The 25,174-nt window shown below is 71.8% G+C and carries 19 protein-coding genes and 1 pseudogene; 16 read left to right on the forward strand and 4 right to left on the reverse strand.

Annotated features, from left to right (window positions below; all coding sequences use genetic code 11):
• Positions 1-49: 49 nt before the first annotated feature.
• Positions 50-2,410 carry a bifunctional SulP family inorganic anion transporter/carbonic anhydrase gene (locus AC07CM_RS41820; RefSeq protein ID WP_478881778.1) on the reverse strand — a complete coding sequence of 787 codons (2,361 nt, stop codon included), beginning with the start codon at positions 2,408-2,410 and terminating at the stop codon, positions 50-52.
• Positions 2,411-2,745: 335 nt separating this feature from the next.
• On the opposite strand from AC07CM_RS41820, the gene AC07CM_RS41825 reads away from it, so the two are divergent.
• On the forward strand, positions 2,746-4,011 hold the full coding sequence (locus tag AC07CM_RS41825; RefSeq protein ID WP_478881779.1) for a polysaccharide deacetylase family protein: 1,266 nt from the start codon (positions 2,746-2,748) through the stop codon (positions 4,009-4,011).
• Between the two features lie 3 nt (positions 4,012-4,014).
• On the opposite strand, the gene AC07CM_RS41830 is transcribed toward AC07CM_RS41825, so the two are convergent.
• On the reverse strand, positions 4,015-4,995 hold the full coding sequence (locus tag AC07CM_RS41830; RefSeq protein ID WP_478881780.1) for an ATP-binding protein: 981 nt from the start codon (positions 4,993-4,995) through the stop codon (positions 4,015-4,017).
• Between the two features lie 100 nt (positions 4,996-5,095).
• Here AC07CM_RS41830 and AC07CM_RS41835 point away from each other — a divergent pair, with 100 nt between their 5' ends.
• Positions 5,096-5,920 (forward strand): Fic family protein, encoded by an 825-nt coding sequence (locus tag AC07CM_RS41835; RefSeq protein WP_478881781.1) that lies wholly within the window; start codon positions 5,096-5,098, stop codon positions 5,918-5,920.
• 339 nt (positions 5,921-6,259) lie between these two features.
• On the opposite strand, the gene AC07CM_RS41840 is transcribed toward AC07CM_RS41835, so the two are convergent.
• On the reverse strand, positions 6,260-7,093 hold the full coding sequence (locus AC07CM_RS41840; RefSeq protein WP_478881782.1) for an HAD family hydrolase: 834 nt from the start codon (positions 7,091-7,093) through the stop codon (positions 6,260-6,262).
• Positions 7,094-7,676: 583 nt separating this feature from the next.
• On the opposite strand from AC07CM_RS41840, the gene ssd reads away from it, so the two are divergent.
• From ssd to AC07CM_RS41875, 7 genes and pseudogenes are all read left to right on the forward strand, one after another.
• Complete coding sequence (ssd, locus tag AC07CM_RS41845; RefSeq protein WP_478881783.1) at positions 7,677-8,783, forward strand: septum site-determining protein Ssd; 1,107 nt, start codon at positions 7,677-7,679, stop codon at positions 8,781-8,783.
• Complete coding sequence (locus tag AC07CM_RS41850; RefSeq protein WP_478881784.1) at positions 8,780-10,012, forward strand: TadA family conjugal transfer-associated ATPase; 1,233 nt, start codon at positions 8,780-8,782, stop codon at positions 10,010-10,012. The genes ssd and AC07CM_RS41850 overlap by 4 nt, the downstream gene beginning before the upstream one ends.
• A gap of 1 nt (position 10,013) precedes the next feature.
• On the forward strand, positions 10,014-10,865 hold the full coding sequence (locus AC07CM_RS41855; RefSeq protein ID WP_478881798.1) for a type II secretion system F family protein: 852 nt from the start codon (positions 10,014-10,016) through the stop codon (positions 10,863-10,865).
• Positions 10,862-11,647 carry a type II secretion system F family protein gene (locus AC07CM_RS41860; protein WP_478881785.1) on the forward strand — a complete coding sequence of 262 codons (786 nt, stop codon included), beginning with the start codon at positions 10,862-10,864 and terminating at the stop codon, positions 11,645-11,647. Before AC07CM_RS41855 ends, AC07CM_RS41860 begins: the two co-directional genes overlap by 4 nt.
• A gap of 93 nt (positions 11,648-11,740) precedes the next feature.
• Positions 11,741-11,920 carry a DUF4244 domain-containing protein gene (locus AC07CM_RS41865; RefSeq protein WP_478881799.1) on the forward strand — a complete coding sequence of 60 codons (180 nt, stop codon included), beginning with the start codon at positions 11,741-11,743 and terminating at the stop codon, positions 11,918-11,920.
• Positions 11,921-11,942: 22 nt separating this feature from the next.
• Positions 11,943-12,275, forward strand: a pseudogene (locus tag AC07CM_RS41870) (TadE family type IV pilus minor pilin); the annotation flags it as partial.
• Between the two features lie 119 nt (positions 12,276-12,394).
• On the forward strand, positions 12,395-12,868 hold the full coding sequence (locus AC07CM_RS41875) for an Rv3654c family TadE-like protein (RefSeq protein WP_478881786.1): 474 nt from the start codon (positions 12,395-12,397) through the stop codon (positions 12,866-12,868).
• A 10-nt stretch (positions 12,869-12,878) separates the two neighbouring features.
• On the opposite strand, the gene AC07CM_RS41880 is transcribed toward AC07CM_RS41875, so the two are convergent.
• Entirely contained in the window at positions 12,879-15,359 is a 2,481-nt protein-coding gene (locus tag AC07CM_RS41880; RefSeq protein ID WP_478881787.1) for a DEAD/DEAH box helicase, read from the reverse strand.
• Positions 15,360-15,441: 82 nt separating this feature from the next.
• Here AC07CM_RS41880 and bldG point away from each other — a divergent pair, with 82 nt between their 5' ends.
• The 7 genes from bldG to topA all read left to right on the forward strand — a co-directional run bounded on the left by bldG (position 15,442) and on the right by topA (position 25,073).
• Complete coding sequence (gene bldG, locus AC07CM_RS41885) at positions 15,442-15,783, forward strand: anti-sigma factor antagonist BldG (protein ID WP_010986038.1); 342 nt, start codon at positions 15,442-15,444, stop codon at positions 15,781-15,783.
• Positions 15,784-15,940: 157 nt separating this feature from the next.
• On the forward strand, positions 15,941-16,381 hold the full coding sequence (locus AC07CM_RS41890; RefSeq protein WP_478881788.1) for an ATP-binding protein: 441 nt from the start codon (positions 15,941-15,943) through the stop codon (positions 16,379-16,381).
• A 296-nt stretch (positions 16,382-16,677) separates the two neighbouring features.
• On the forward strand, positions 16,678-19,083 hold the full coding sequence (locus AC07CM_RS41895) for a sodium-translocating pyrophosphatase (RefSeq protein WP_478881789.1): 2,406 nt from the start codon (positions 16,678-16,680) through the stop codon (positions 19,081-19,083).
• Positions 19,084-19,296: 213 nt separating this feature from the next.
• Positions 19,297-19,896, forward strand: a complete 600-nt coding sequence (locus tag AC07CM_RS41900) for a small secreted protein (RefSeq protein ID WP_478881790.1) — start codon at positions 19,297-19,299, stop codon at positions 19,894-19,896.
• Positions 19,897-19,960: 64 nt separating this feature from the next.
• Positions 19,961-21,490, forward strand: coding sequence for a DUF7059 domain-containing protein (locus AC07CM_RS41905; protein WP_478881791.1), 1,530 nt, complete (start codon positions 19,961-19,963; stop codon positions 21,488-21,490).
• Between the two features lie 282 nt (positions 21,491-21,772).
• Entirely contained in the window at positions 21,773-21,970 is a 198-nt protein-coding gene (locus AC07CM_RS41910) for a hypothetical protein (protein WP_478881792.1), read from the forward strand.
• A gap of 268 nt (positions 21,971-22,238) precedes the next feature.
• Positions 22,239-25,073, forward strand: a complete 2,835-nt coding sequence (topA, locus tag AC07CM_RS41915) for a type I DNA topoisomerase (RefSeq protein WP_478881793.1) — start codon at positions 22,239-22,241, stop codon at positions 25,071-25,073.
• Positions 25,074-25,174: the final 101 nt, after the last annotated feature.

Below are 25,174 nucleotides of genomic sequence, written 5' to 3' on the forward strand. Positions count from 1 at the left end.
AAGGGTCGACGGCTAAATTGGTTTAGACCTGTCGGGGAGGTTCTGCCGTTCACACCGGGCTGCGCACCTCCTCCACTGTTCTCCTGTCCGTGTTCCCCTCCTCCGTCACTTCCTCGAACACCGTGCCTTCTCCGGACCCGCCGAGCAGGTAGGCCTGCGCCTCACCCACGTGGAAGTACATCCCGTGCAGCTCCAGCGCACCCGCCGCCAGGGCGCGCGCGACCGGGCCGTGCGCCCGCAGGTGCTCCAGCTGCTGGACCACGTTGGTCAGGGACAGCTCCTCCGCCGTGTCGGCGGGCGCCCGCCCGGCCAGCCGGGGCCGGTCCCGGCGGTCGTCGCCCAGCCGGGCGAGGCTCGGCAGCCCGTGCCTGAGCCACCGCTTCAGCGGGGTCCCTGTATCCCCGGTCGCCCCTGTATCCCCGGTCGCCCCGATCCCCCCGGTCAGCAGGGCCTGCATCGCCCCGCATCCGGAGTGCCCGCAGACCGTGACGGACCGCACCCCGAGCACCTCCACCGCGTACTCGATGGCGGCCGCCACCGAGTCGTCACCGTGGTCCTCGCCCGGCGGCGGCACCAGGTTGCCGACGTTGCGGACGACGAACAGGTCCCCGGGACCACTGGCGGTGATCATGGATGTGACGAGCCGGGAGTCGGCGCAGGTGAGGAAGAGCTGCGAGGGCCGCTGCCCCTCCCGCGCCAGCCGCGCCAGCTCCGCCCGCACCAACGGGGCGGTGTTCCGCTGGAACGAGCCGATGCCACGGGCCAGTTCATGGACTGCCGGCGCCGCGGGGGCCGAGCGAGCCTCCGCGAAACAGGCCCGGTGGTTGCGCCAGGGCGTCCAGGGCCGGCACCGGCACCCGGCGGACGGGGCGGGACCGGCGGTCCGGATCTCGCCGCGCCGGCTCGTCAGCTCGGCGGAGCCGCCCCGCGCGGTGTGGGTGTTCTGCCAGTCCTGCAGTGACTCGTACGCCGCGTGGTCCATGAACGAACCGTCCAACTCCACGACGGCGTGGGCGCCATGGGGTACGAGGTGCAGGGCTCTGCTGAGCCGGGGCACCGCCAGGAACGTCAGCTGGCCTCGTACGTGTACGTGATGGACTCCTTCCTTCTCGTCGTGCGTGATCCGGGTGCGGGTGAGGCGGCGCAGGGCGAGGGCGACCGCCATGGCGACTCCGAGGGCCACGCCCTGCAGGACGCCGAGGACCACCACGCCGAGTGTGGTGGCGGCGTACACCAGCACTTCTCGGTGGCGGGTCACCGTGCGGATGTGGTGAAGGGACACCATCTGGATGCCGACGGCCATCACCAGGGCGGCGAGCGAGGCGAGGGGGATCCGCTCCAGGAGCGGGACCATCAGCAGCGCGGCGACTACTACGAAAACGCCGTGCAGCCTCGTGGAGTTCCGGCTCACGGCACCTGAATTCACATTCGCCGTGCTCCGCACCGCCACCCCCGCCACCGGCAGCCCGCCGAGCGCCCCGGAGACGATGTTGGCGGCGCCCTGGCCGAGCAGCTCGCGGTCGAGGTCCGAACGCCCGACGCGGGCCCGGGGGCCGGGCCGGGCGGCGACCAGCCTGTCCACGGCGATCGCGCCCAGCAGCGACTGCACGCTGCACACCAGGGTGGTGGTGAGCACGGCCGCGGCGACACCGAGCGCCGGGCCCTCGGGCAGTCCGGCCAGCGAGTGGCTGCTCCAGGAGGGGAGGTCGACCCGGGGGAGGGTCAGTCCGGTCAGCGCGGCGGTCGCGGTGGCCCCGGCGACGGCGACCAGGGCGGCCGGGACCCCGCGCAGCAGGCGGCCGGTGCGGCCGGGGATGCGCGGCCAGGCCAGCAGCAGGGTCAGGGTCAGCGCGCTCATCGACACCGCGGCCGGATGCAGGTGTGCCAACTGGGCGGGAAGAGCCCGCAGGTTGGCGAGCACGGAGCTGTCCGGGTTGCCGCCGAGGACGATGTGCAGCTGGGCGACGGCGATGGTCACACCGATGCCGGCGAGCATGCCGTGCACCACGGCGGGGCTCACGGCGAGCGCGCCGCGGGCCACGCGCAGGCAGCCGAGGCCCAGTTGGGCGAGCCCGGCGAGGACGGTGATGCCGCACGTGGCCTGCCAGCCGTAGTGGTGGATCAAGTCGGCGGTGACCACGGTGAGTCCGGCGGCGGGACCGCTGACCTGCAGCGGGCAGCCGCCGAGCCGGCCGGCGACGAGTCCGCCGACGGCGGCGGCGACCAGGCCGGCCTGGAGCGGGGCACCGGTGGCCAGGGCGATGCCGAGGGACAGGGGAAGGGCGATGAGGAAGACCGCGACGGACGCGGACAGGTCGGCGCCCTCGACGCGGAAGCGGCGGCGCGGGCCCGGCGGGGGGCTGTGCGGCGGGTGGGGGTGCTGGGTGCGGGGGGATGCGCAGGCTGACATGGTCCCGTCTCCTCCGGGCGGCGCGGTCGCGGACTGGGGGGCTCCCCTGGGGCGGGGACTCGGTCGCGGCCGTGGGGTCACGGCGTTGCAGCGGCGGGATGAAATCAACGCTTGGTAAATGAACCGTAATGCAGCGTAAAGGTCATACATAACTTTTCGGTGCAAATGGCGCATCAAGTCACCCAGGTGAATGAAGCGAGCATTTCATCGGCTTGTCGTACTAATTCCTTCTCGGCCCCGTGCGACCTTGGCGGCGCTGTCGGCACAACCCGACAGACCGCCAGAAAACGCCCTCGTCAGCGTTTGCCTGAGAGAAGGAAGAAGGTGGGCGGAACATGGCCGCCACCCGCAGGATCGCCGTCGGTGCCATGGTCGCCGCGGCCTGTGCCTCGTCGCTCGCCGGTTGTGCGAGCGGCTCCAACACCTCGAAGGAAGCAGCGCCCGGCCCGCAGAAAGGGGCGCCGGCGCCCGGGAGTGTGGTCCGTCTGATCGGCGACGGATCCACCGCGTACACCGGTGGACAGCCCCACCTGCCCGTGCCCGAGCGGCTCAAGCCCGGTGAGAAGCCCCCGCAGTTCGTGGTGTTCTCGTGGGACGGTGCCGGTGAGGACAGCCAGAAGCTGTTCTCCCACTTCCGCAAGGTCGCCAAGGAGAACCACGCGACGATGACCTACTTCCTCAGCGGCGTGTACATGCTGCCCAAGGAGAAGCGGGACCTCTACAGACCCCCGCAGCACTCGCCCGGCAGTTCGGAGATCGGCTTCAACGACGAGCAGGGCATCGCCGACACCCTCAAGCAGGTGCGGCTGGCCTGGCTGGAGGGCAACGAGATCGGCACCCACTTCAACGGCCACTTCTGCGGCCCCGACGGCGGGGTCGGCGAGTGGTCGGTGAAGGAGTGGAAGAGCGAGATCGCCCAGGCCAAGCAGTTCGTGAAGACCTGGAGGACCAACACCGGCCTGAAGAAGGCGGCCCCGCTGCCCTTCGACTACGACAAGGAGCTGATCGGCGCCCGTACGCCGTGCCTGGAAGGGCAGAAGAACTTCGTGAAGGCGGCCCGTGAGCTGGGCTTCCGCTACGACTCCAGCGGGGTCGACAACCAGCTCTGGCCCAAGAAGCGACAGGGCCTGTGGGACGTGTCGATGCAGCTGGTCCCCTTCCCCGGACACAACTACGAGCAGCTGACCATGGACTACAACTTCATGGCCAGCCAGTCCGGCGCGCAGACCCAGGGTGACCCCGACAAGTACGACTACTGGGGCGACCAGATGCGCGACGGACTGATCAAGGGCTTCTACCGCGCCTACGACGGCAACCGCGCGCCGCTGATCGTCGGCAACCACTTCGAGTCCTGGAACGGCGGCACCTACATGCGTGCCATCGACGAGGTGGTGAAGGAGGTGTGCAACAAGCCCGAGGTGCGCTGCGTCTCCTTCCACCAGCTCGTCGACTGGCTGGACGCCCAGGATCCGCAGACGCTGGCGAAGCTGCGGACCCTCAAGGTGGGCCAGGCGCCCAGGCAGGGCTGGGCGTCCTTCCTCTCCGGCCGCCCGGCGCCGGCGCCGAAGGGTGTCCCCGGCGCACCGGCGGTCAAGCAGTAGGCATCAGGCGGGGGTCGTCACTCCCTCACCGAGCACGAACCCGGGGTCGACCTGCGCCGCCAGGTCGGCCCCGGTGCGCTCGTTGCCCCACGCCTCGGCGTTCTTCAGGTGGAAGTGCACCATCTGGCGGGTGTAACGCTCCCAGTCACGCGACTCGTACGTGGCGTCGGCGGCGGCCCGAAGGGTCGTCAGGGCGCGGGCGTTGGCCTCTTCCAGGAGGTCGAACCGGGGCGGGCGGCCCTTCTCCATGGCGCGCACCCAGTCCGAGTGCCCGACCGTCACGAGCAGGTCGTCCCCGACCTCCGCGCGGAGGAAGTCGATGTCGTCCTGCGCCTGGACCTTGTTGCCGACGACCTTCAGGGCGACGCCGAAGTCGCGGGCGTACTCCTTGTACTGGCGATAGACGGAGACCCCCTTCCGGGTCGGCTCGGCGACGAGGAACGTCATGTCGAAGCGGGTGAACAGGCCGGAGGCGAAGGAGTCCGAACCCGCCGTCATGTCGACCACGACGTAGTCGTCGGGGCCGTCGACGAGGTGGTTCAGGAAAAGCTCCACCGCTCCCGTCTTGGAGTGGTAGCAGGCGACCCCCAGGTCGGCGTCCGTGAAGGGGCCGGTGACCATCAAACGGACGGCCCCGCCGTCGAGTTCCACCGGGCGTGCGCAGGCGTCGTACACCGCGTTCGGCTCCCGCACCCGGACCAGCCGCGAGCCCTCGCCGGGTGGCGTCGTCTTGATCATCGTCGCGGCGGAGGTGACGCGCGGGTTGGAGCCGCGCAGGTGGTCCTTGATCAGTGACAGCCGATCGCCCATGGCGGGCAGCGCGGCCGCCTCCGCGTCCTCCAGGCCGAGCGCGGGGCCGAGGTGCTGGTTGATGTCCGCGTCGATGGCGACCACTGCGGCGCCGGCGGCCACGAGGTGGCGGACGAAGAGGGAGGCGAGCGTGGTCTTGCCGCTGCCGCCCTTCCCGACGAAAGCAATTTTCATGTTCACCAACAGTAGTCAGGTGATAGCTGTATGTGTCAGCCGGAGTGAAGAAGACCACTCCTTCGTGGGGTCGGGCGATGAGGTGCGTAGTGTCGTACTCATGAGTACGACAGGCGCGACCGCCGACCCGCTCGCGGCCCTGGGCTCGCTGCCCGGTGTGGCCGAGTCCGTGGAGTCCGTGCGCAAGTCCGTGGACCGGGTCTACGGGCACCGGATCATGCGGCGCCGCAGCACCGCGATCACCTCCGAGGCCGCGCTGCGGGCCGCCCGCGGCTCGGCGGCGCTGTCCGGCGCCGACTGGGCGCTGGAGGAGGTACGGCGGCGCACCGACTTCGGCGCCGACGACGAGGCGCGCGTCGTGGGCGCGGCGCTGCGGCTGACGGCCGAGGCGGGCCAGCTGCTGTCCATCTGGCGGCAGTCGCCCCTCAGGGTGCTGGCGCGACTGCACCTGGTGGCCGCCGCGAGCAAGGGCGACGAGGTCGGCCGGCCGCGTCAGGCGGGTGAGGAGGTCGACGAGCCGCTGATCGAGCTGCCGCTGCCGGACGCCCAGGAGGTGACCGGCCGGCTGGAGGGCCTGGCGGACCTGGTCATCGCCGGGACCTCCGCGCCCGCGCTGGTGACGGCCGCCGTGGTGCACGGCGAACTGCTCGCCCTGCGGCCCTTCACCTCGCACAACGGCCTGGTCGCGCGTGCGGCCGAGCGGATCGTCCTGATCGGCAGCGGTCTCGACCCGAAGGCGATCTGCCCGGCCGAGGTGGGCCACGCCGAGCTGGGCCGCGCCGCCTACCTCGCCGCGCTGGACGGGTACGTCTCCGGCACTCCCGAGGGCATGGCGGCCTGGATCGCCCACTGCGGCCGGGCGGTCGAGCTGGGTGTGCGCGAGTCGACGGCGGTGTGCGAGGCGCTGCAGCGCGGGGCGGCCTGACGAAAGGGCCCGGAAAAGGGCCCGGAAAAGGGTTGCGGCGGTACGAATTCTCGTACCGCCGCTGGCATGCGCACCTGGTTACCAAGCGTCCTCGATATGTTGCCCATCAGGTCGGGTGCTTTGCCCGTCACCTGGTGCGGCTGGCCCGTAATCGACGGGTCGACGTCGCGTGGGTGCCCGGTGTTCATGCGGGGTCCGTGGGCCAAGTGCGTAGTAGTAGGGGATCCTCTCGGATGTCCTTTGGTCTCGCGGGCCTGAGACCTTTGTACTGCAAGCCCGGAGCAAGCGGAACCCCTGCCTGCACTTCTTTACTTTCAGGTTCAAACAGGGGTGAATCGGTCAGGATGCGATGCTCCGGCGCCGGCTGGCGTACCAGACGAGGCCCGCTGTCGCGGCCGCGGCTCCTATGGCCGCCGCCGCGACGAGGACCGGGCGGGGCGGTACGGAGAGGCCGGGCAGCCGCTGCTTGAGCCGGACCGGCCGGCGGAACTCCAGAACCGGCCATCCGCGGCCGGTGGCCTCGCGGCGCAGCGCGCGGTCCGGGTTGACGGCGTGCGGGTGCCCGACCGCCCGGAGCATCGGCAGGTCGGTCACCGAGTCGCTGTAGGCGAAGCAGCGCTCGAGGTCGTAGCCCTCGGACGCGGCCAGCTCACGGATCGCCTCGGCCTTGGTCGGACCGTAGGCGTAGTAGTCCACCTCCCCGGTGAAGCACCCGTCGTCGCCGACGACCATGCGCGTGGCCACCACCCGGTCCGCGCCGAGCAGCTCGCCGATCGGCTCGACCACCTCGGCGCCCGAGGTGGACACGATCACGACGTCGCGGCCGGCCGTGTGGTGCTGCTCGATGAGGGAGGCGGCCTCGTCGTAGATGATCGGGTCGATCAGGTCGTGCAGGGTCTCGGCGACGATCTCCTTCACCTGCTGGACGTTCCAGCCGCGGCACAGCGCGGACAGGTACTCGCGCATGCGCTCCATCTGGTCGTGGTCGAGACCGCCGACGAGGAAGACGAACTGGGCATATGCGGTACGCAGTGCGGCCCTGCGGTTGATCAGTCCGCCCTGGTAGAACGACTTGCTGAAGGTGAGCGTGCTCGACTTCGCAATGACCGTCTTGTCCAGGTCAAAGAAGGCTGCTGCGCGGGGCAAGGAGTGGTTTTCCACGCCCCTGAGCATAGGCGCCCACCATTCGGCGTAAGGTGGGGCGCGTGGGTTTGCCTGAGAGGGCTCTCGGGTACACCATGGAAGTCACGGATCGTTCGCGACCGTGCTAACCCGGTCCGACTCCTCCCCCCCCGAGTCGGCCGTGGGGACGACCCCCGCTCTCCCCCCCGGCGGGGGTCGTCGCATGTCCGGGCGGGTTTTCTCCCTTTTTCAACCAGCCGCGAGGGCGGCAGTGAGCGGCTCGGCCGCCGCTTCGCCATGCCCATCTCTGGTTACTGACGGTAATCGTAGGTGTGCTCTGAGGAAGTCGTGCGGGAGTCGGTACAGCGGTCACCGGTATGGGTGACGGCGATATTCACAACCACTGAGTTGTCCACGGTTTTCGACCAAGATCCACACGATTTCCCGGTTCGCTGCACCGTGATTCCAGCGCGCTCCGACCGCGGCGAGTTCATGGCCGGTTCCGATTGCCGGGGCGCGTATGGCCGGTTCCTATCGGCCGCTCATATGGAGGCCGCTTGCCGGTTCTTCACACCTTTGGGAATCGCGTGGCCGCAGGGGGCCGCGCGGAAGACGCAGTGAAGGGGGACCCCACGTGGCCGGAACCGTCACCCATGACCCGCCGCCCGCCGCAGGAGGCCGGCCGGGACGGCCGCTCATCGTCACCGAGGACGCCGAGCTCCTCGACGATCTCCTGCGTCTGTGCGCGGCCGCGGGCGCCACGCCGGAGGTGCACCACGGAGTGCCGGACCAGGGCGGTGGCTGGGAAGCGGCCCCGCTCGTCCTGGTCGGCGACGACGCCGCCCGCCGGGTGCGCGGGGCCGCGCGCCGGCAAGGGGTGGTGCTGGTCGGCCGCGACCAGGACGACTCCGGAGTCTGGAAAAGGGCCGTCCAGATCGGCGCCGACCACGTCCTGATGCTGCCGGACGGCGAGCAGTGGCTGGTCGACCGGATCGCGGACGTCGCCGAGGGGGTCGGCCGACCGGCCCTCACCGTCGGGGTCATCGGGGGCCGGGGCGGGGCCGGTGCGTCCACGCTGGCCTGCGCGCTGGCCGTCACCTCCGCGCGCGAGGGACTGCGCACCCTCCTCGTGGACGCCGATCCGCTGGGCGGCGGACTCGACGTACTCCTCGGCGGCGAGAGCGCCGAGGGACTGCGCTGGCCCGCCTTCGCCGCCTCGCGCGGCCGGGTCGGCGGGGGCGCACTGGAGGAGTCGCTGCCCCAGCTGCACTCGTTGCGGGTGCTGAGCTGGGACCGCGGCGACTGCGTCGCGATCCCGTCCCAGGCCGTGCGCGCGGTGCTCGCCGCCGCCCGGCGGCGCGGCGGCACCGTCGTGGTCGACCTGCCGCGCCGCCTGGACGACGGGGTCGCCGAAGCCCTCGCCCAGCTCGACCTGGCCCTGCTCGTCGTCCCGGCCGAACTGCGCGCGGTCGCGGCCGCCGGCCGGGTCGCCTCGGCGGTGGGCATGGTGGTGCGGGACCTGCGGGTGGCGGTCCGGGGACCGTATGCGCCCGGCCTGGACGACCGCGAGGTGGCCCGGCTGCTCGGCCTGCCCCTGGCCGGCGAGGTGCCCGTCGAACCGGCGCTGCAGCACCCCCGCGGCACCGCGAAACCTCCGGGGGCGGCCGGACGCGGCCCTCTGGCCCGCTTCTGCACCACGTTCTGGGAGCAGGCACTGGTCGAGGCGGGAGGCGCGCGATGACGCTGCCCGGACTTGATCTGGCCGACGGCGCGGCCCTGCTCGACGGAGTCCGCCGACGCCTGGCCGAGAGCGGCGCCGAACCCACGCCCGCGCGCGTGGCCCAGGCACTGCGCGAACAGGGCCGGGTACTCGGCGACGCCGAAGTGCTCGGCGCGGCCGAACAACTGCGCTCCGAACTCGTCGGCACCGGCCCCCTGGAACCGCTGCTCGCCGACCCGGGCGTCACCGACGTCCTGGTGTCCGCACCGGACCGCGTGTGGGTGGACCGTGGCGGCGGCCTGGAGCTGACCCCGGTGACCTTCCCGGACGCGACGGCCGTACGACGTCTCGCGCAGCGGTTGGCCGCCGTGGCCGGACGCCGGCTGGACGACGCGCGGCCCTGGGCGGACGCCCGGCTGCCCGACGGGACCCGGCTGCACGCGGTGCTGCCCCCGGTGGCCGTCGGCTGCACCTGTCTGTCCCTGCGGGTGGTACGGCCGCGGGCGTTCACCCTGGGGGAACTGGTCGAGGCGGGCACCGTGCCGCCCGGCGGCGACCGGATCCTGCGGGCACTGGTGGCCGCCCGGCTGTCCTTCCTCGTCAGCGGTGGCACCGGCAGTGGCAAGACGACCCTGCTGAGCGCCCTGCTCGGCCTAGTCGGACCCGGCGAACGGATCGTGCTCGCCGAGGACTCGGCGGAGCTGAGACCGGAACACCCGCACGTCGTGCGGCTGGAGACCCGTCCGGCGAACCAGGAGAGCGCCGGTCTGGTCACCCTGGAGGACCTCGTCCGGCAGTCGCTGCGGATGCGGCCCGACCGGCTGGTCGTCGGCGAGGTGCGCGGCCCCGAGGTGGTGCATCTGCTGGCCGCGCTCAACACGGGCCACGAAGGCGGGTGCGGCACCGTGCACGCGAACGCGGCCGCGGACGTTCCGGCCCGTCTGGAAGCGCTCGGCACGGCGGCCGGGCTCGATCGGGCGGCGCTGCACAGCCAGTTGGCGGCCGCACTGTCGGTGGTGCTCCACCTCGTACGGGACCGGTCCGGGCGGCGCCGGATCGCCGAGGTGCACGTGCTGGAACGGGACGCCTCCGGCCTGGTGCGGACGGTACCCGCACTGCGGTGGGGTCCGCGGGCCTTCGGCCGGGAGCGCGGCTGGGAACGGCTGCGGGAGCTGTTGCGCGCCGAGTTCACGAGCGAGATCCGAGTTCACGAGCGAGAGGAGCGAGGGAGTGAGGGAAGTGAGCGCTGAGATGTCCGTGGGCGCGGCGCTGGCCTGCGCCGGGGCCGCGCTCTGGCTGCTGGGCGGGCGGCACTACGGGGCGCGGCGGGCGCGGCTGCTGCTGGCGGGCGGCGGAGCGGTGACGACCGGGCCGCCCTCCTGGGAGCGGACCGTCGCCGAACTTCGGCGGTTACGAGGCAGGTTGGGTGCCGAGTGGTGGTCGCTCGCGGCGGGGCTGCTGCTCGCGCTGCTGGGGGCCTCGCTGATTCCGGTCGTGGCGGGGGCGGCCGGGGTGCCGGTGCTGCGCCGGGTGCGCCTGACCCGGCAGGACGGGCGGGCCCGGGAGCGGCGCGCGGACGCGGTGATCGGGCTCTGCGGGGCGCTTGCCGGCGAGGTGCGGGCGGGACGGCAGCCCGGCGAGGCGCTGCTGCGGGCCGCGCGGGACTCCGGCGGCCTGGGGGATGCCCAGGCGGCCGTGGTGGCGGCGGCGCGGTTCGGCGGTGACGTGCCGGGCGCGCTGGCCGTCGCGGCCCGGCAGCCGGGCGCCGAGGGGCTGCTGGGCCTCGCCGCCTGCTGGCGGGTGGCCGTGGACCAGGGCGCCGGGCTCGCCGCCGGCCTCGACCGGCTGGACGGGGCCCTGCGTGCGGAGCGGGACCAACGGGCGGATCTGCGGGCCCAGTTGTCGGGCGCCCGGATGACGGCCCTGCTGCTTGCCGCACTGCCCGTCCTTGGGTTGCTGCTCGGCTCCGCCATGGGCGCCGACCCGCTGCAGGTGCTGCTGCACAGCGGGGCCGGGCTGGGCTGCCTGGTGGCCGGAGCGGTTTTCGAGGGCGCCGGGACATGGTGGGCGGCGCGGATCGTGCGGGGAGCCGAGGCGGTATGAGCGGGGAAGTCATCCACAGGCTGGGGATGGTCGTGGCCGCAGTGTCGGCCCTCGGATGGGCGGTCCGGTGGCTGGAGACGGCCCGGCGCCGACACCGGGCACGGCGCCGGTTGGCCGAACTGCTGGCCCGTGAGAAGGCCGGGGCCGGGCCGCACTTCGAGGTGCGGGGCGCGGTACGGCGCTGGCTGCCCGTGGCCGGAGCGGTGTGCGGTGCGTGGGTGCTGGTCGGTGGGGTCACCGGCGCGGTCCTCGGGCTCGGTGTCGCCGCCGGCCTGTGGCGATGGCGGCGCCGGCAGGCCCAGGCGGACCCGGCGGAGGAGGTCGACAGGGCCGCTGCCGCCCGCCAACTGCCTCTCGCGGGCGATCTGCTGGCCGCCTGCATCGCGGCCGGTGCCGGACCGGTGATCGCCGCGCAGGCGGTGGGCGAGGCGCTCGGCGGTCCCGTCGGGGACGCGCTGGCTCGGGGTGCGGCGGAGGTGCGGCTCGGCGGCGAACCGGCAGACGCCTGGCGCCGGTTGGCGCAGCTGCCCGGCGCCGGGGCCCTGGCCCGACTGCTGGAGCGGGCCGACGAGTCGGGGTTGCCCGCGGCCGGGCCCGTCGCCCGGCTCGCCTCGGACGCGCGCGCCGAGTGGGCGCGTGACGCCACGACCCGGGCGCGCCGGGCGGCCGTACTGGTCTCCGCGCCGGTGGGGTTGTGCTTCCTGCCCGCGTTCATCGCGCTCGGCGTGCTGCCTGTGGTGATCGGGCTGGCTGGCGGCGTGTTGGGGGGAGGTGGGGGCTGACGGGGCGAAGAGCACAGGACGATGCGGACAACAGAGGCGATTCGAGAGGAATTCGATATGCGTGAGAAGCCGAGGAAGAGGTGGGCGCGGAAGATGTGGGCGCGCCTGCGGGAGCGGTGCCGCGGGGATGCGGGAATGGTGACCTCCGAGTACGCGATGGGGATCATCGCGGCGGTCGGGTTCGCGTTGCTGCTCTACGAGGTCGTCACCAGCGGCCAGGTCAAGGCGGAGCTGCAGGCCATCGTGAAGCGGGCCCTCAGTGCGCGGATGTGAGCGGAGGAGGGACCGGGGCTTCGTGACCGTGGAGTCGGCCATGACGCTCTCCGTGCTGGTGGCGTTCACCATGGCGCTGGTCTGGGGGCTGCTCGTGGTGGCCGCACAGATCCAGTGCGTGGACGCCGCCCGCGCGGGCGCCCGGGCCGCCGCCCGGCAGGATCCGGCCGACGCGGTGGTGAAGGTGACCCGGGAGGCGGCGCCGCGCGGAGCGCGGGTGACGGTCGGACGGGAGGGCGACCAGGTCCGGGTGACGGTGATGGCCAGGCCGCCGGTGCTGAGCGGACTGCCCTTCGAGGTGCGGGAGGAGGCCGTCGCGGCGGCGGAGGACGCCGTCGGGCCGGGCTCCGCGGGCTCGGGGAAGGGGCAGGACCCCGTGGGGTCCGGTGCCGCCAGGGGCTCGGGGACGGAAGGCGCCGGCGGGACCACCTCCGGCACCGGCTCTGCGGGCTCGGGAACGGGGGAGGCGGGGCCGTGAAGCGACGCCGACGGGGGCTCCGGTCCTCCGATCGCGGGTCCGCCACCGTCTGGAGCCTCGGGGCGATCACCGTGCTGTGTGTCGTCTTCGGCGCCGTGCTCGCCCTCGGCCAGGCCGTCGTCGTCCGGCACCGGGCGGCCGGCGGCGCCGATCTGGCGGCGCTCGCGGCGGCGGACCACTGGGCCGAGGGCCGTGTGGGCGCCTGCGCCCGGGCCGAGCGGGTGGCGGCGGCGCAGAGGACCCGGTTGACGCGGTGCGCGATCGTGGGCGAGACCTCGGACGTGACGGCGGCGTCGGGACGGGGACCGTTCGCGGCGGAGGTCAGGGCCAGAGCGGGGCCCGCGGGGCAGACGCCGATCGGACCGGCGCCGACCGGACCCGTGGCAGCCGGGCCCGTGCCCGCCGACGACCGGAACGGTGCCGACCCGGCTGACGTCGACCGCCCGCCCGGGCCGGCACCCGCCCCGTAAGCCGAACGGCTCAGTCCTCCGCCGGTTTCTCCGTCGGTTTCTCCTCCGGTGCCCCCCGCAGCAGCACCGTGAGCAGCCGTACCGCCCCCCGCTTGTGCAGTGGATCGTTGCCGTTGCCGCACTTGGGGGACTGGATGCAGGACGGGCAGCCGGACTCGCACTCGCAGGAGGCGATGGCCTCCCGGGTGGCGGCGAGCCAGGCGCGGGCGGTGTGGAAGGCGCGCTCGGCGAAGCCCGCTCCGCCGGGGTGGCCGTCGTACACGAACACCGTCGGCAGGAGCGTGTCGGGGTGGAGCGGCACCGACACACCGCCGATGTCCCAGCGGTCGCAGGTGGCGAAGAGGGGCAGCAGACCGATCGAGGCGTGCTCGGCGGCGTGCAGGGAGCCACCGAGGATCTCCGGGCTGATCCGGGCCTCGTCCAGCTGGTCCTCGGTGACCGTCCACCACACCGCGCGCGTGCGCAGCGTACGAGGAGGGAGGTCGAGTTTCGTCTCGCCCAGCACTTCGCCCGTGATGAGTCGTCTGCGGAGGAAGGAGACCACCTGGTTGGTGACTTCGACGGAGCCGTAGCACAGGCGGCCGGCGCCCCAGGGCACCTCGACGTCCGTCTCCAGGACGGAGATGGAGGTGGTGTCGCGGGCGACCGTCGAGTACGGCGGATCGGCCTGCTCGACCAGGGCGACCGAGTCCTCCAGGTCGAGGGAGCGCACCAGGTAGGTGCGGCCCTGGTGCAGGTGAACCGCGCCCTCGTGGACCGTGGAGTGCGCGGCGCCCGCGTCGACCGTGCCGAGCAGCCGGCCCGTGCCCGCCTCGACGACCTCCACCGGGCGTCCGCCGGCACCGCGGATGTCGGTCAGGTCGGCCGCCCGCTCCCGGCGCGTCCAGTGCCAGGCCTTCGTCCGGCGGCGCAGCAGCTTCGCGGCCTCCAGCTGCGGCACCAGCTCCGTGCAGGCGGGGCCGAAGAGGTCCAGGTCGTCCTCGGTCAGCGGTATCTCGGCGGCGGCGGCGCACAGGTGCGGGGCGAGGACGTAGGGGTTGTCGGGGTCCAGGACGGTGGATTCGACCGGTTGGTCGAACAGTGCCTCGGGGTGGTGGACCAGGAAGGTGTCCAGCGGGTCGTCGCGGGCCACCAGCACCGCCAGGGCGCCCTGTCCGGAGCGGCCCGCGCGGCCCGCCTGCTGCCACAGGGAGGCGCGTGTGCCCGGGTACCCGGCGATCAGCACCGCGTCGAGGCCGGAGACGTCCACGCCCAGCTCCAGGGCCGTCGTGGCGGCGAGGCCGAGGAGTTCGCCGGAGTGCAGGGCGCGTTCCAGGGCGCGGCGCTCCTCGGGGAGATAACCGCCGCGGTAGGCCGCGACACGCCGGACCAGGGAGCGGTCGACCTCGGCCAGCCGTTCCTGGGTGATCACCGAGATCAGCTCGGCGCCGCGCCGGGACCGTACGAAGGCGACCGAGCGCACGCCCTGCACCGTGAGGTCGGTCAGCAGGTCGGCGGTCTCGGCGGTGGCGGTACGCCGAACGGGCGCGCCCTTCTCGCCGTGCAGCTCGGTGAGCGGGGGCTCCCAGAGGGCGAAGACGAGTTCACCGCGCGGGGAGGCGTCGTCGGCGACCTCGACCACCGGCAGGCCGGTCAGCCGGCGGGCGGCGGCGGCGGGCTCGGCGGCGGTCGCGGAGGCCAGCAGGAAGACGGGCGAGGCGCCGTAGCGGACGCACAGGCGGCGCAGCCGGCGCAGCACCTGGGCGACGTGCGAGCCGAACACGCCCCGGTAGGTGTGGCACTCGTCGATGACGACGTACTTGAGCGCCTTCAGGAAGGAGGACCAGCGAGGGTGGGAGGGCAGTATGCCGCGGTGCAGCATGTCCGGGTTGGTCAGGACGTAGTTCGCGTACTGACGGATCCACTCGCGTTCCTCGAACGGCGTGTCGCCGTCGTACACGGCCGGGCGAACGGCCGCGCCCAGGGGTTGTGAAAGTTCCTTCACGGACCGGCGCTGGTCCGCCGCCAGCGCCTTGGTGGGCGCGAGGTAGAGGGCGGTGGCGCCACGGCCGTTCGGCGCCTCGGAGCCACCCAGGAGGGTCGACAGGACCGGCACCAGGTAGGCGAGGGACTTGCCGGAGGCGGTACCGGTCGCGACGACCACCGAGTCGCCGTCCAGGGCGTGCTCGGCGGCCAGCGCCTGGTGGGCCCAGGGGTGCTCGATGCCGCACGCCTGCACGGCCGCGATCACTTCCGGGCGAATCCGATCAGGCCAAACGGCATGCCGACCGGCGCGCGGGGGCAAGTGCTCCGTATGAGTGATGCGCGCGGAGCGGCTCGGCCCGGAGGCGAGCCGGTCCAGGACCATGCCCGGAGACGGGCGGGACGCCGGGTCCGCCAGGGGTCGATCGGATCGGTGATTCTTGGCCATCGGCACCGAGTGTGTCACTGGCGTGACGGACAATGGGGCCAAGGCGTCGTGCACGCCTGCCAGTAAGTGATTGAATGCCATCGCGGCTGGCGATGCGTCCCGGGGGCCGCAAGCCGAGGTGTCCCGAGGGGCGACCGCTCGATAGCAAGGTGCTGGAGGATCCGTGGACCTGTCCCTGTCGACCCGTACCGTCGGCGATCGTACGGTCGTCGAGGTCGGTGGCGAAATCGATGTATACACCGCGCCCAAGCTGCGCGAGCAGCTGGTCGAGCTGGTGAACGACGGGAATTTCCACCTCGTCGTCGACATGGAGGGCGTGGACTTCCTCGACTCCACCGGGCTCGGCGTGCTGGTCGGCGGCCTGAAGCGGGTACGTGCCCATGAGGGCTCGCTGCGCCTGGTCTGCAACCAGGAGCGCATTCTGAAGATCTTCCGTATCACCGGCCTCACCAAGGTGTTCCCGATCCACACCTCGGTCGAGGAAGCGGTGGCGGCCACCGACTGACCGCGGGCCGGTCACCGGGTCCGGACCGCCCGTCGGTCCGGACGCCGGTAGGCCCCGGCCCCGGGGCGTTCGTCCGGGGCCAGTAGTTCATCAGGGGGTGCGGGCTGTCGGCGGCCCCGCCTCCGGAATCGCACGCCCGTAGTCGCGAGGGGGATGCATGGCCACCGTCGAACTCCGCTTCAGCGCGCTGCCCGAGCACGTCCGGACCGCCCGTCTGGTGGCGGCAGCGGTGGCGCGCAGGGCCGGAGTGGACGAGGCCGTGCTGGACGAGGTCCGGCTCGCCGTGGGCGAGGCCTGTTCCCGCGCCGTCGGCCTGCACCGGAGCCATGAGATCACGGCACCGGTGAAGGTGGCGCTGATCGAGGAGGAGAAACAGTTCTCCATCGAGGTCGGCGACGAGGCCCCGCACGCCGTTCCCGCCGAGCGGGTGGCCGGCGGTGCCGCCGCGGACGCGGACGTGGAGGCCGAGGAGGACGAGATGGGCCTCGCGGTCATCAGCGGCCTCGTGGACGACGTGGAGGTCACCACGGGCCGGAACGGCGGGCTGATCCGCATGAGCTGGCCCACCACCGCTCCACCGGCCGCCGCACTCGCCTGAACTCCCGCGCACAGCGCACCGAAGGGCCCTGCTGAGCAGGGCCCTTCGTGCTGTTTCCGGCGCTCCGCCAATTCGTGAAAGAATTCACGATCAATAGCCCGATAATTTGATCAAGCATCAATGTGGCCGTCAATGCCTTTAGGGCATTACTCCTTTCGGGTTGGACGGCATGACCTCGATCATTTGCTGAAGAGCACAAGAAGGCCAATTCCGTTTACCGTCCCCTGTTTAGATCACTCGGGGGTACCTACAATCCGTCCACATCTTGAGCTCAGCCCAAGCGTCAAGGAGGACGAATGGCGGGGCTTTCTACCCCTCATCAGCTGGACCACCCCACAACCCTCGCGGCCGCGGTCCTGACCGACGACAACCGGATCATCGTGGCGGTGATCGCGGTCGTAGCCCTGGCCGCGCTCGTGGTCGCGGGCGTCCTGGTGCGCCAGGTGCTGGCCGCCGGCGAGGGCACCGACAACATGAAGCAGATCGCCGAGGCGGTCCAGGAAGGTGCCAAGGCGTATCTCGCCCGGCAGTTGCGCACGCTCGGCGTATTCGCCGTCGTCGTCTTCTTCCTGCTCATGCTGCTTCCCGCGGACGACTGGAATCAGCGTGCCGGGCGGTCGGTGTTCTTCCTGATCGGTGCTGTGTTCTCGGCTGCCACCGGCTATATCGGCATGTGGCTGGCCGTGCGCAGCAATGTGCGGGTCGCCGCGGCGGCCCGGGAAGCGAGCCCGGCACCCGGCGAACCGGAAAAGGATCTCACCACCGTCTCGCACACCGCGATGAAGATCGCATTTCGCACGGGCGGCGTGGTCGGCATGTTCACGGTGGGGCTCGGCCTGCTGGGCGCCTCCTGCGTGGTGCTGGTCTACGCCGCCGACGCGCCGAAGGTGCTCGAGGGCTTCGGCCTCGGCGCCGCCCTGATCGCCATGTTCATGCGTGTGGGCGGCGGCATCTTCACCAAGGCCGCCGACGTCGGCGCCGACCTGGTCGGCAAGGTCGAGCAGGGCATTCCGGAGGACGACCCGCGCAATGCCGCGACCATCGCCGACAATGTGGGCGACAACGTCGGCGACTGCGCGGGCATGGCGGCCGACCTGTTCGAGTCGTACGCCGTCACCCTGGTGGCCGCGCTGATCCTCGGCAAGGTCGCCTTCGGCGACTCCGGTCTCGCCTTCCCGCTGCTCGTGCCGGCCATCGGTGTGATCACGGCGATGATCGGCATCTTCGCGGTCGCCCCGCGGCGCGCCGACCGCAGCGGCATGACGGCGATCAACCGCGGCTTCTTCATCTCCGCGGTGATCTCCCTCGTGCTGGTCGCGGTCGCGGTCTTCCTCTATCTGCCCGCGAAGTACTCGGACCTCGACGGCGTCACCGACGCGGCGATCCGGGGCAAGGACGGCGACCCGCGGATCCTCGCCCTGGTGGCGGTCGCCATCGGCATCCTGCTCGCCGCCGTGATCCAGCAGCTGACCGGCTACTTCACGGAGACCAACCGCCGCCCGGTCCGGGACATCGGCAAGACCTCCCTCACGGGCCCGGCGACCGTCGTCCTCTCCGGCATCTCGCTGGGCCTGGAGTCGGCCGTCTACACCGCGCTGCTGATCGGGCTCAGCGTGTACGGCGCGTTCCTGCTCGGCGGTACGTCGATCATGCTGGCGCTGTTCGCGGTCGCCCTGGCCGGCACCGGCCTGCTCACCACGGTCGGCGTGATCGTCGCCATGGACACCTTCGGGCCGGTCTCCGACAACGCCCAGGGCATCGCCGAGATGTCCGGCGACGTCGAGGGTTCCGGCGCGCAGGTGCTCACCAACCTGGACGCGGTCGGCAACACCACCAAGGCCATCACCAAGGGCATCGCCATCGCCACCGCCGTCCTCGCGGCGTCGGCGCTCTTCGGGTCGTACCGGGACGCGATCACCACCAACGTCCAGGACGTGGGCGCGAAACTCACCGGGCCGGGCTCGCCGATGAGCCTGTCACTGGACATCTCGCAGCCCAACAACCTGGTCGGCCTCATCGCGGGTGCCGCGGTCGTCTTCCTCTTCTCCGGACTGGCCATCAACGCCGTGTCGCGGTCGGCCGGTGCGGTGGTCTTCGAGGTGCGGCGGCAGTTCCGTGAGAAGCCCGGGATCATGGACTTCACGGAGAAGCCCGAGTACGGCAAGGTCGTCGACATCTGCACCAAGGACGCCCTGCGGGAGCTGGCCACGCCCGGTCTGCTGGCCGTCATGGCGCCCATCTTCATCGGGTTCACCCTGGGCGTCGGCGCGCTCGGCTCCTACCTCGCGGGCGCCATCGGCGCGGGCACGCTGATGGCGGTGTTCCTCGCCAACTCCGGTGGCGCCTGGGACAACGCCAAGAAACTGGTCGAGGACGGTCATCACGGCGGCAAGGGCAGCGAGGCCCACGCGGCCACGGTGATCGGCGACACGGTCGGCGACCCGTTCAAGGACACCGCGGGTCCGGCGATCAACCCGCTGCTGAAGGTCATGAACCTGGTCTCGCTGCTCATCGCGCCCGCGGTGATCAAGTTCTCCTACGGCAGCGACAAGAACCTCGGCGTACGGATCGGGATCGCGATCCTCGCGCTGGTGGTGATCATCGTGTCGGTGTACATCTCCAAGCGGCGCGGCATCGCCGTCGGCGACGACGAGAACGCCGAGCGGGTCACCAACTCGGCGGATCCGGCGGTGGTTTCGTAGGCCGTCCCAAAAGGTCCTGCTCAACGGGCGGGTGGGCGACGCGTGCTGACGCGCCGCCCGCCCGCTTCGTCGTGTGGGCTCACCCACGTCGTGAGCCTTCTCTCCCACGGTGTAAAGAGTCACAAAAGCCGACTTATAACGCGTTCGGCGTAGGGAGGCGGCGGTCAGCCGTGTAGATTCCGGGGGCCGAGAGCCATGGAAGGGACCAATCCGGTGAACAAGAAGCTCGCGGCCGCACTGTCCGGCGGTGCGGTACTGGTAGTGGCGCTGTCGGGATGCAGCAGCAACAAGGACAGCGGACCCGACCCCAAGCTGGTGGCCTGGGCCAAGTCGGTGTGCGATGCGGTCCCCGCGCAGGACGCGAAGATCAGGGCGGCCAACGCGTCGATCGCCAAGATCGCAACGAACAGCAACCTCCCGCCGAAGACCGCCAAGGAAACGTACTCGCAGGCCTTCCAGGACATGGCCGACGGCTACAAGGCGCTCGCCACCGCCATCAACGACGCCGGAGCGCCGCCCACGGTCGCGGACGGCGCCAAGCGACAGCGTGACGCCGCCAAGAACCTGAGCGGCCTCGCCACCTCGTACGCCGACCTGAAGAAGAAGGTCGACGGGCTCGACACCAAGGACCAGGGCAAGTTCGCGTCCGGTCTGCACGAGGTCGCGGACCAGACGAAGGAGATCGGCAAGCAGAGCAGCAGCGGCACCGAGGCGCTGAGGAGGCTCGAGCAGGGCGACGTCCAGGCGGCGATCGCCAAGCAGCCCAGCTGCAAGGTCGCCGCCTCGGCGTCGGCCTCGACGGCGACCGGCTGACGCCGGCGGCCGGCCCGGGCGGGGCGGGCGCCGAGGCGGCCGCCGGCAGCCCTCGCGGGCCACAATGGGGGGCGTGACTGACTCCGGCCTCGCCCCCCTGCCCGCCATCGACCGGCCCGACGTCGCCGCACGCCTGCGCGACGCCCTGCTCGCCGCCTCCTTCACCGCCGACGGGCTGCTCGATCTGCTCGGCGCCCCCGCCTACGCGGCGCTGGCCCGCAGCGAGACGGTGCCCGCGCTCCGGGCCACCCGCGGCGACACGCCGCTGGAGACGCTCGTGCGGCTCTTCCTGCTACAGCAACCGGCGGCCCACGCGCGCGTGGCGGCCGTTCTGCCGGTCGCCGAGGCCCTGGAGAGCGGTTGGTTCAGGGACGCGGGCGGCGGCGAGGTGGCCGCGACCGTGGACGTGCGGCCCTACGGCGGTCCCGGCGGCGAGGACTGGTTCATCGTGTCCGACCTGGGCTGCGCGGTCGGCGGCGCGGGCGGCATCGGGCAGCGCGACGAGGGCGTCGTCCTGGGCGTCGGCGGCGCCTCCACCACCCTCGCCGGCATCACCGTCCGTACGCCCGTCGCCGCCGCGCTCGACCTCGGCACCGGCTCCGGCATCCAGGCGCTGCACGCCTCCCGGCACGCCACGCGCGTGACGGCCACCGACGTCAATCCGCGCGCCCTGCACATCACCGCTCTCACGCTCGCGCTCTCCGGGGCACCGGCCGCCGAGCTGTGCGAGGGGTCGCTCTTCGAGCCGGTCAACGAGGGCGAGACGTTCGACCTGATCGTGTCCAACCCGCCCTTCGTGATCTCGCCCGGCGCCCGGCTGACGTACCGGGACGGCGGCATGGGCGGGGACGATCTGTGCCGCTCGCTCGTTCAGCAGGCGGGGGAACGGCTGAACGAGGGCGGGTTCGCGCAGTTCCTCGCCAACTGGCAGCACGTGGCGGGGGAGGACTGGCAGGACCGGCTCAGGTCGTGGGTGCCGCGCGGGTGCGATGCGTGGATCGTGCAGCGCGAGGTGCAGGACGTCACGCAGTACGCGGAGCTGTGGCTCAGGGACGCCGGCGACCACCGCGCGGACCCCGCGGACTACCAGGCGCGCTACGACGCCTGGCTCGACGAGTTCGAGGCGCGCAAGGTCAAGGCGGTGGGCTTCGGGTGGATCACCCTGCGCAGGACCGGGGACGCCGAGCCCTCGGTCACCGTGGAGGAGTGGCCGCACCCGGTCGAACAGCCGCTCGGTGAGGTGATCCGGGCGCACTTCGACCGCATCGACTACCTCCGGGAGTACGACGACGCGGCGCTGCTCGAAGGCCACTTCAGGCTGGTCGCCGAAGTGGTCCAGGAGCAGGTCGGCCTGCCCGGCGCCGAGGACCCGGAGCACGTGGTGCTGCGCCAGCACCGCGGGATGCGCCGTGCCACGAAGGTGGACACGGTCGGTGCGGGCTTCGCCGGTGTCTGCGACGGCACGCTCAGCGCCGGCCGCATCCTGGACGCCATCGCCCAGCTCGTCGGCGAGGACCCGGTGCTGCTGCGCGACCGCACGCCCGCGCAGATCCGGCTGCTGGTGGAGCAGGGCTTCCTGGAGCCCGTGGGCTGAGCCGGGGCACGGGCGGCCGGGGCGGTGCCGTAGCCGGGCTCCCCTAGCCGCCGTACCCGCGTCCGGAGCGCCGTCGTATGCCGGTGGCACGGGCGGGGACGCGCCGGTGCCGGTAAAACGGCCGGAAAAATATGGGTGCGGTGCCCCAGCCGTGCCGTTCGAGCGCGTGTTCGGTGACCTGTCGACCTTCCGTTCACCCCGATGTCGCCCGTCCGTTTCCCTCGCGTGCCACTCTCCCCGCGCTGGGTACGGGCGGCGGGCACGGAAGGGGCGGGCGGGGTCATGGAGAGCGGGCCGGCGATCTTCGCTGGAGTGGTGTTCGCCCTGTTCGGGGGCGCCCTGCTGATGTGGACCGGCACCCGGGTGCGGCGCCGTGAACCGGTCGCCCACGGTGTGAACCAGGTCGCATCGGCCACCCTCGCCGGCGCGGTCGGCGTCGTCGCGCTGGGCCTCGGCGTGTACTGCCTCACCCGCCTCTGACGTCGGCGGTCGTGGTGCCGCGGCCGTGGCGGGAGCGTGACTGGAGCGTCACGCTCCGGACAGGGGGCGAGGGGTCGCCGAACACTCCGGGCGGCAGGAATGCCGGTAGTCGGGTTACCGTTCGAGTGGCCGTTGTGGGCTTTTCCCGTTTGACACGGGGGCGGGATGTAGCGTCACACTCCGCAGCGTCACACGAGCCAGAAGCACGCCGCGACCCCGGGACCAAGGCCTGGGGAGGCCACAGCGTCGACCGGAGAGAAGAGCGAAGTTGTCCCCGACCAGCGAGACCGCACAGGGCGGCCGCCGACTCGTCATCGTCGAGTCGCCTGCCAAGGCGAAGACGATCAAGGGCTACCTGGGCCCCGGCTACGTAGTCGAAGCGAGCGTGGGGCACATCCGTGACCTTCCCAACGGCGCCGCGGAGGTGCCGGAGAAGTACACCGGTGAGGTCCGCCGCCTCGGTGTGGACGTCGAACACGACTTCCAGCCGATCTATGTGGTCAACGCCGACAAGAAGGCGCAGGTCAAGAAGCTCAAGGACCTCCTGAAGGACTCCGACGAGCTGTTCCTCGCCACCGATGAGGACCGGGAGGGCGAGGCGATCGCCTGGCACCTCCAGGAGGTGCTCAAGCCGAAGATCCCCGTCAAGCGGATGGTCTTCCACGAGATCACCAAGGACGCGATCCGCGAGGCCGTGGCCAACCCGCGCCAGCTCAACCAGCGGCTGGTCGACGCCCAGGAGACCCGCCGCATCCTCGACCGCCTCTACGGCTACGAGGTCTCGCCGGTCCTGTGGAAGAAGGTCATGCCGCGCCTGTCGGCCGGCCGTGTCCAGTCGGTCGCGACCCGGCTCGTGGTCGAGCGGGAACGCGAGCGCATCGCTTTTCGTTCCGCCGAGTACTGGGACCTGACGGGCACCTTCGGGACCGGCCGCGCGGGTGACTCGAGCGACCCGTCGTCCCTCGTCGCCCGTCTGCAGACCGTCGACGGCAGGCGGGTCGCGCAGGGCCGCGACTTCGACTCCCTCGGGCAGCTGAAGAGCGCGAACACCCTCCACCTCGACGAGGCGAACGCCCGCGCCCTCGCCGCCGCCCTGGAGAACACCCGCTTCTCCGTGCGCTCCGTCGAGTCCAAGCCGTACCGCCGCTCGCCGTACGCCCCGTTCCGTACGACGACGCTGCAGCAGGAGGCGAGCCGCAAGCTCGGCTTCGGCGCGAAGGCGACCATGCAGGTCGCGCAGAAGCTGTACGAGAACGGCTACATCACGTACATGCGTACGGACTCCACGACGCTGAGCGACACCGCGATCGCGGCCGCCCGCGCCCAGGTCACGCAGCTGTACGGAGCCGACTACCTGCCCCCGCAGCCGCGTACCTACGCCGCGAAGGTCAAGAACGCGCAGGAGGCGCACGAGGCGATCCGTCCCTCGGGTGATCGTTTCCGCACGCCCGCGGAGACCGGCCTGACCGGCGACCAGTTCAAGCTCTACGAGCTGATCTGGAAGCGGACCGTCGCCTCCCAGATGAAGGACGCGACGGGCAACTCCGTCACCGTGAAGATCGGTGGCACCGCCGCCGACGGCCGGGACGTCGAGTTCAGCGCCTCCGGCAAGACGATCACCTTCCACGGCTTCCTGAAGGCCTACGTCGAGGGCGCCGACGACCCGAACGCCGAGCTGGACGACCGCGAGCGCCGACTGCCGCAGGTCTCCGAGGGCGACGCGCTGTCCGCCGAGGAGATCACGGTCGACGGGCACGCCACCAAGCCCCCGGCCCGCTACACCGAGGCCTCCCTGGTCAAGGAGCTGGAAGAGCGCGAGATCGGCCGCCCGTCGACGTACGCGTCGATCATCGGCACGATCCTCGACCGCGGCTACGTCTTCAAGAAGGGCACGGCCCTGGTGCCGTCCTTCCTGTCCTTCGCCGTCGTCAACCTTCTGGAGAAGCACTTCGGGCGGCTCGTCGACTACGACTTCACCGCCCGGATGGAGGACGACCTCGACCGCATCGCCCGCGGCGAGGCCCAGGCCGTGCCGTGGCTGAAGCGGTTCTACTTCGGCGAGGGCACGGTCACCGGCGCCGCCGCCGACGCCGGCAACGGCGACGGGGACCACCTCGGCGGCCTCAAGGAGCTGGTGACCGACCTGGGCGCGATCGACGCGCGCGAGGTGTCCTCGTTCCCCGTGGGCAACGACATCGTGCTCCGCGTCGGCCGCTACGGCCCGTACATCGAGCGCGGCGAGAAGGACACCGAGCAGCACCAGCGTGCCGACATCCCGGACGACCTGGCGCCGGACGAGCTGAGCGTCGAGCTGGCCGAGGAACTGCTGGCCAAGCCGAGCGGCGACTTCGAGCTGGGCGCCGACCCGGAGACCGGACGCCAGATCGTCGCCAAGGACGGCCGCTACGGTCCGTACGTCACGGAGATCCTCCCCGAGGGGACGCCGAAGACGGGCAAGAACGCGGTCAAGCCGCGTACGGCCTCGCTCTTCAAGTCCATGTCGCTGGACACGGTGACCCTCGAGGACGCGCTCAGGCTGATGTCGCTGCCGCGTGTCGTGGGCACCGACGCCGACGGCGTGGAGATCACCGCGCAGAACGGCCGCTACGGCCCGTACCTGAAGAAGGGCACGGACTCGCGCTCGCTGCAGGCCGAGGACCAGCTCTTCACGATCACGCTGGAGGAGGCGCAGGCGATCTACGCCCAGCCGAAGCAGCGTGGCCGCGCGGCCGCCAAGCCGCCGCTGAAGGAGCTGGGCGAGGACCCGGTCTCCGCCAAGCCGGTCGTGGTCAAGGACGGCCGCTTCGGCCCGTACGTCACCGACGGCGAGACCAACGCGACCCTGCGCTCCGGCGACAGTGTGGAAACGATCACTCCGGAGCGCGGCTTCGAACTGCTCGCCGAGAAGCGGGCGAAGGGGCCCGCCAAGAAGACGGCGAAGAAGGCCACGGCCAAGAAGGCCGCTCCGGCGAAGAAGACCGCCGCCAAGAAGACGGCAGCCAAGAAGACGACGGCCGCCGCGAAGAAGACGACCGCCAAGAAGACCACCGCGACGAAGAAGACGACGGCCTCGAAGGCGACCGCTTCCCGCCCGGAGGACTGACACCCCGTCGGATCTTCTGACCGGCTTCGCGAAACGCACGCCCCGGCATCACTTTGGTGTCGGGGCGTGCGCATGCCAGGAGAGGCGAGGTGTGGTGTCGG

It is taken from the genome of Streptomyces sp. NPDC044061 (genome assembly GCF_056434305.1).